Genomic DNA, 6,052 nt, shown 5'->3' with positions numbered 1-6,052 from the left:
AAACAGAGCCAATCACACATCAAAAACACGACATCTGTATTTAGCCGGTGGTACGACATTTCAATTTTGCTTTGACATTGTTTGTAGGTCCCAAGTGAGAAACACCGCAGCCATACCGCGTGTCAGCCGCCACGAGCCGCCGGTATCACCCGCACGGCCCGTAGCCCAAACGATCATCAACTCCTTTTCAAACCCTGCCACGCTTCACCGTCCGGAAAGCGATGCTTGTCGAGCGACGCCGCTTTCATCTCGATGCTGTAGCCCGGTTTCTGCGGCGGCATGTATCGCCCATTGCGAATCACGACCGGATCGACAAAATGCTCGTGCAGATGATCGACATATTCGAGCACGCGATTCTCCAGCGACGCCGACACGCAAACATAGTCGAAGATCGAAATGTGCTGCACGTACTCACACAGCCCGACGCCGCCCGCATGCGGACACACCGGCACGCCGAACTTCGCCGCCATCAGCAGCACGACGATCACCTCGTTCAGCCCGCCAAGACGGCAACTGTCGATCTGACAGAAGTCGATCGCCTCGGCCTGCAATAGCTGCTTGAACATCACGCGGTTCTGGCAGTGCTCGCCCGTCGCGACGCCGATCAGCGGACTCAGGCGCTGGCGGATGGCCGCGTGCCCGAGCACATCGTCGGGACTCGTCGGCTCTTCGATCCACCATGGATTGAACTCCGCGAGACGTCGCATGTTGGTCACGGCTTCGTCGACGTCCCATACCTGATTGGCGTCCATCATCAGCTTCGATTTTTCGCCGATCTCTTCACGCAAGATGCGCGCGCGCCGCACGTCTTCCTCGATGTTTCCGCCGACCTTCTGCTTGAAATGCGTCCATCCTTGCGCGACGCCTTCACGCGCGAGCCGGCGGATCTTGTCGTCGTCGTAGCCAAGCCAGCCCGCCGACGTCGTATAGCCCGGATAACCTTGTTCGAGCATTTCCTTCACACGTTCGCCGCGCGTCTTTTCATGACGCTTCAGAATCGCGATAGCCTCATACGGCGTGATGGCGTCGGTCACGTAACGGAAGTCGAGGCAACGCACGAGCTCTTCCGGCGTCATGTCGACGAGCAGCTTCCACACCGGCTTGCCCTCCGACTTCGCCCACAGGTCCCATGCCGCGTTGACGACCGCGGCCGTCGCGAGATGGATCGCGCCCTTGTCCGGGCCGATCCACCGCAACTGGCTATCCGACGTGAATTCACGCCAGAACGCACCCATGTTCGCGGTGATGTCCGCGAGCTTCTTCCCTACGATTTGCGGCGCCAGCGCATTCACGGCCGCCACGCAGATCTCGTTGCCACGGCCGATCGTGAACGTCAGGCCGTGGCCCGTGTGCCCTTCCGGTGAATCGGTTTCGAGCGTGACGTAGGTAGCGGAATAGTCCGGCGCCGCGTTCATCGCATCCGAGCCATCGAGCGAACGCGATGTGGGAAAGCGAATGTCCCTCACGGACAGCCTGGTGATCGTTGTCATATGAACGCCCTCCGAAAGCGTCGTCGACCAAGTCGAGTCTGCGATTTAACCGATGAAAAAGTCGCTACGTCCCAATCTTCGAACTAGGCATATGCACGCGTTGACAACGCCGTCGATGCTTTCTAGCATGCTAGCATCCATCTCGAAAATCAAGCGCCGGTGAACACGTCTCTCGATACAGCGACGACCGTCAGCACTCCCTATGATGCACTGCACAAGATCGGCAGCGGCGAACGCGGCAGCCTGACCGATGCAGTCGAGGCAGCGTTGCGGGAAGCTATCGTCACGCTCGCGCTGGAGCCCGGGATGATGATCGACAAACTGGCCGTCTGCGAGCGCATGGGCGTCTCGCGATTTCCGGTTTCCGCCGCGCTGGCCCGGCTCGAGCACGCAGGTCTTGTCGAAGTGTTGCCGCAGCGCGGCACGCGCGTGAAGCCCATCGCGCTCGAAGACATTCATCAGCATCTGTTCATTCGCAGCGCGCTCGAAGTCGAGACGGTGCGCGGCGTCGCCCGCATTCGCGAGGCCGCGACGCTCGACGCGCTCGCGCTCAATCTCGAACAGCAACGGATGATGCTGAAGACCGATCAGCGTCTCGCCTTCCATACGCTCGATCTCGCCTTCCACGAAATCCTGCTCGACGCGATCAACCTGCCGCGCGTGAAGGAGATCGTCGCCGTGTCGCGCAGCGCGCTCGATCGCGCGAGACAGCTTCTCGCGAGTCCGGAGCGCCTCGTCCATACGCTCGATGAACACGAACGCATCTTCGACGCCATTCGCAGCGGCGACGCCGACACTGCCGCGAAGGCGATGCACGATCATCTCGATCAGGTCGTCGCGGAATTGCGCCGTTCGGCGCAGGAACGGCCCGACCAGTTCGCGCCATAGCCGTTCGACGCACGTATGACAGGTCCAACGAAACCGAGCATTCATGCCACATCCATGACACCCCTCATCTCCGTCAATCAGTTGAGCAAGCGCTTTCCGGGCGTGCGCGCGCTGCATGAAGTGCGCTTCGACGTCATGCCGGGCGAGGTCCATGCGTTGATGGGCGAAAACGGCGCGGGCAAGTCCACGCTCATGAAGATTCTCGCGGGCGTGTACACGCGCGATTCCGGCGACATGTTCGTCGACGGCAAGCCGGTCGACTTCACGAGTCCACGCGAGGCGCAGGCATCGGGCATCGGCATCATTCATCAGGAACTGCAACTGATGAATCATCTGACGATCGCGCAGAACATCTTCATCGGCCGCGAGCCTCGCAAGCTCATGGGCTTGTTGCTCGACGAAGACAAGCTCAACGACGACGCCCGCGCGATTCTCGCACGCATGCATGTGAATCTCGATCCGCGCACTGTCGTCGGCACGCTCACGGTCGCGAGCCAGCAGATGGTCGAGATCGCCAAGGCGCTGTCCTTCGAATCGCGCGTGCTCATCATGGACGAGCCGACTTCCGCGCTCAACGATGCGGAAATCGCCGAGCTGTTTCGCATCATCCGGCAATTGAAGGAGCGCGGTGTCGGCATCGTCTATATCTCGCACAAGATGGACGAGTTGAAGCAGATTTCCGATCGCGTGACCGTGATGCGCGACGGCGAATATGTCGCGACCGTGAACACGCATGAGACGAGCGTCGAGACGATCATCGGCATGATGGTCGGCAGAACGCTCACCGACCTCACGTCGTTTCTCGGCGGCGCGCATCAGGGCGAAGTGGCGCTCGAGGTGCGTCATCTGAACGCCGGGCCGCTGGTACGGGACGTCAGTTTCAAGTTGCATCGCGGTGAAATCCTCGGCTTCGCCGGCCTGATGGGCGCGGGTCGCACCGAAGTCGCGCGCGCGGTGTTCGGCGCGGACCCGGTGGAATCAGGAGAGATTTTCGTCAAAGGCGCGAAGGCCGCGATCAGAAAGCCGAGCGATGCGGTGAAGCGCGGCATCGGCTACCTGTCGGAAGACCGCAAGCGCTTCGGTCTCGCAACGGGCATGGACGTCGAATCGAACATCGTGATGTCGAACCTCGGCAAGTTTCTCGCGGGCCGCATGTTCCTGCGCCGCGCGAAGATTCGCAAGACGGCCGCGCATTTCATCAAGCTGCTCGCGATCCGCACGCCCTCGCCTACTCAGCCCGCGCGCCTGCTTTCGGGCGGCAATCAGCAGAAGATCGTCATCGCGAAGTGGCTCGAGCGCGATTGCGACGTGCTGTTCTTCGACGAGCCGACGCGCGGCATCGATGTCGGCGCGAAGAGCGAGATCTACAAGCTGTTGCGCGCGCTGGCGCAGGAAGGAAAGGCCATCGTGATGATTTCGTCGGAGCTTCCGGAAGTGCTGCGCATGAGCGATCGCATCGTCGTGATGTGCGAGGGGCGCATCACCGGAGAGCTGTCATCGGGCGAAGCGACGCAAGAGCGCATCATGCAGCTCGCGACGCGGCGCGAATCTTTGCAAGCGGCATAAGCCGGACTTTCGAACACACGAGGTCAACTCATGACACAACCCACGGATACCGCGCCGCTCACCAACGAACGACGCATTGGCGGCCTGCGCGCGCGCGTGTTTTCGCCTACTGCATTGCAGAAGCTGCTGGCGTTCGCGAGCCTCATCTTGCTGCTGGCGTTCTTCAGCTTCGCGTCGCCCGCGTTCATGCAGATGGACAACATCCTCGGCATCCTGCAGGCGACGGCGGTCAACGGCGTGCTCGCGATCGCGGCCACGTTCGTCATCATCACGGGCGGCATCGACTTGTCCGTCGGCACGTTGATGACCTTCACCGCAGTGATATGCGGCGTGTTCCTCACCTACTGGCATTTGCCGATGTGGATCGGCGTGATCGCCGCGATCGTCACCGGCGCGATATGCGGAACCATCTCGGGCACGCTGACCGCGAAGATGAAGATCCCGCCCTTCATCGCGACGCTCGGCATGATGATGCTGCTGAAGGGCTTATCGCTCGTCGTCGCGTCCGACAAGCCGATCTACTTCACCGACACCGAAAACTTCTACATGATCTCGCAGGACTCGCTGATCGGTTATTTCCTGCCGAGCGTGCCGATTCCGAACGCGGTGCTGATCCTGTTCTTTCTCGCGATTGCGAGCGCCATCACGCTCAATCGCACCGCGCTCGGGCGCTATACGTTCGCGCTCGGCAGCAACGAGGAAGCGGTGCGTCTTTCGGGCGTGAACGTGGACCGATGGAAGATCGCCATCTACGGTCTGGGCGGCGCGATTTGCGGCATCGCCGGACTGCTTATCGCCTCGCGGCTGAATTCGGCGCAGCCCGCGCTCGGACAAGGCTACGAACTCGATGCGATCGCGGCGGTCGTCATCGGCGGCACGTCGCTATCGGGCGGCTCGGGAACGATACTCGGCACGATCATCGGCGCGTTCATCATGAGCGTGCTGACCAACGGCTTGCGCATCATGTCGGTCGCTCAGGAATGGCAGATCGTCGTGACCGGCCTCATCATCATTCTCGCGGTGTATGCGGACATTCTGCGGCGCAAGAAAGGCGGAGCGTGACAGGGAGCATCAAAGCTCGCACGGCGAGCACAAATCGATAACCTGACCTTTGGAGGAGATCCATCATGCTGAAAAGAAGAATCATCGGCGCACTGATCGGAGCGGGCGCGCTCGTCGGCGCAACGAGCGCCGCGTATGCGGACGAGCCGTATATTCCGCTGATATCGAAAGGCTTCCAGCATCAGTTCTGGCAAGCCGTGAAATCGGGCGCGGAACAGGCCGCGAAAGAGCAGAAAGCGCGCATCACGTTCGAAGGCCCCGAAACCGAAGCGATGGTCGACAAGCAAATCGACATGCTCTCCGCAGCGCTCGCGAAGAAGCCGCAGGCGATCGGCATCGCCGCGCTCGACAGCAAGGCCGCCGTCCCGCTGCTCAAGCGGGCGCAGAACCAGAAGATTCCGGTGATCGCATTCGACTCGGGCGTGGATAGCGACATTCCGCTCACCACCTGCGCCACCGACAATCTCGCCGCCGCCGCGCTCGCCGCCGACAAGATGGCCGAAGCCATCGGCAATGCGGGCGAAGTGGGCGTCATCGTTCACGATCAGACGAGCCGCACCGGCATCGACCGGCGCGACGGCTTCCTCAATCAGATGAAGTCCAAGCATCCGAACATCAAGATCGTATCGGTGCAGTATGGCGGCGGCGATCATCTGAAGTCGGCGGAGATCGCGAAGGCGATGATTCAGGCCAATCCGAACATCAAGGGCATCTTCGGCGCCAATGAAGGTTCGGCCGCGGGCGCGGCTATCGGCATCAAGGAATCGGGCAAGAAGCTCGTGCTGATTGGCTACGACTCGGGCAAGGAGCAGAAGGAAGACATCATGTCGGGCCTCATGGCGGGTGCGATCACGCAGAATCCGGTCGGCATCGGCAGGTGCGTCGTCGATTCGGCGATGAAGGCGCTCAAGGGCGAAAAGCTGCCGAAGAAGGTCGATACCGGCTTCTACTGGTACGACAAGTCCAACATGAACGATCCGAAGATCGCCGCCGTGCTGTACGACTGATCGGCAAAGGACGGGGTCGCGCCCGTCCTCTTCTCTTCA

General features: G+C 61.2%; 5 protein-coding genes. 4 read left to right on the top strand and 1 reads right to left on the bottom strand.

What is annotated here, in order from left to right; genetic code table 11:
- Positions 1–176 precede the first annotated feature (176 nt).
- Positions 177–1,490: an L-fuconate dehydratase gene (locus NCR93_RS17130; protein WP_175979341.1), complete on the bottom strand. Its 1,314-nt coding sequence runs from the start codon at positions 1,488–1,490 to the stop codon at positions 177–179.
- Between the two features lie 159 nt (positions 1,491–1,649).
- On the opposite strand from NCR93_RS17130, the gene NCR93_RS17125 reads away from it, so the two are divergent.
- The 4 genes from NCR93_RS17125 to NCR93_RS17110 all read left to right on the top strand — a co-directional run bounded on the left by NCR93_RS17125 (position 1,650) and on the right by NCR93_RS17110 (position 6,013).
- A complete protein-coding gene (locus NCR93_RS17125) occupies positions 1,650–2,378 on the top strand; it encodes a GntR family transcriptional regulator (RefSeq protein WP_175979340.1) in 729 nt (242 codons plus the stop codon).
- Positions 2,379–2,432: 54 nt separating this feature from the next.
- Positions 2,433–3,944, top strand: a complete 1,512-nt coding sequence (locus NCR93_RS17120; RefSeq protein ID WP_175979339.1) for a sugar ABC transporter ATP-binding protein — start codon at positions 2,433–2,435, stop codon at positions 3,942–3,944.
- Between the two features lie 30 nt (positions 3,945–3,974).
- Entirely contained in the window at positions 3,975–5,006 is a 1,032-nt protein-coding gene (locus NCR93_RS17115) for an ABC transporter permease (RefSeq protein WP_008353353.1), read from the top strand.
- Positions 5,007–5,071: 65 nt separating this feature from the next.
- On the top strand, positions 5,072–6,013 hold the full coding sequence (locus NCR93_RS17110) for an ABC transporter substrate-binding protein (RefSeq protein ID WP_008353355.1): 942 nt from the start codon (positions 5,072–5,074) through the stop codon (positions 6,011–6,013).
- The last annotated feature ends 39 nt before the right edge of the window (positions 6,014–6,052 follow it).

Origin of the sequence: Caballeronia sp. ATUFL_F1_KS39 (genome assembly GCF_023630985.1) — a bacterium.
GTDB classification, from domain to species: Bacteria; Pseudomonadota; Gammaproteobacteria; order Burkholderiales; family Burkholderiaceae; genus Caballeronia; species Caballeronia zhejiangensis.
This window is presented reverse-complemented; position numbering and strand designations above follow the sequence as displayed.

Coding starts and splice junctions, on each gene's coding strand:
- NCR93_RS17130 (WP_175979341.1), bottom strand. CDS start 1,490: ATGACAACGATCACCAGGCTGTCCGTGAGGGACATTCGCTTTCCCACA.
- NCR93_RS17120 (WP_175979339.1), top strand. CDS start 2,433: ATGACACCCCTCATCTCCGTCAATCAGTTGAGCAAGCGCTTTCCGGGC.
- NCR93_RS17115 (WP_008353353.1), top strand. CDS start 3,975: ATGACACAACCCACGGATACCGCGCCGCTCACCAACGAACGACGCATT.
- NCR93_RS17110 (WP_008353355.1), top strand. CDS start 5,072: ATGCTGAAAAGAAGAATCATCGGCGCACTGATCGGAGCGGGCGCGCTC.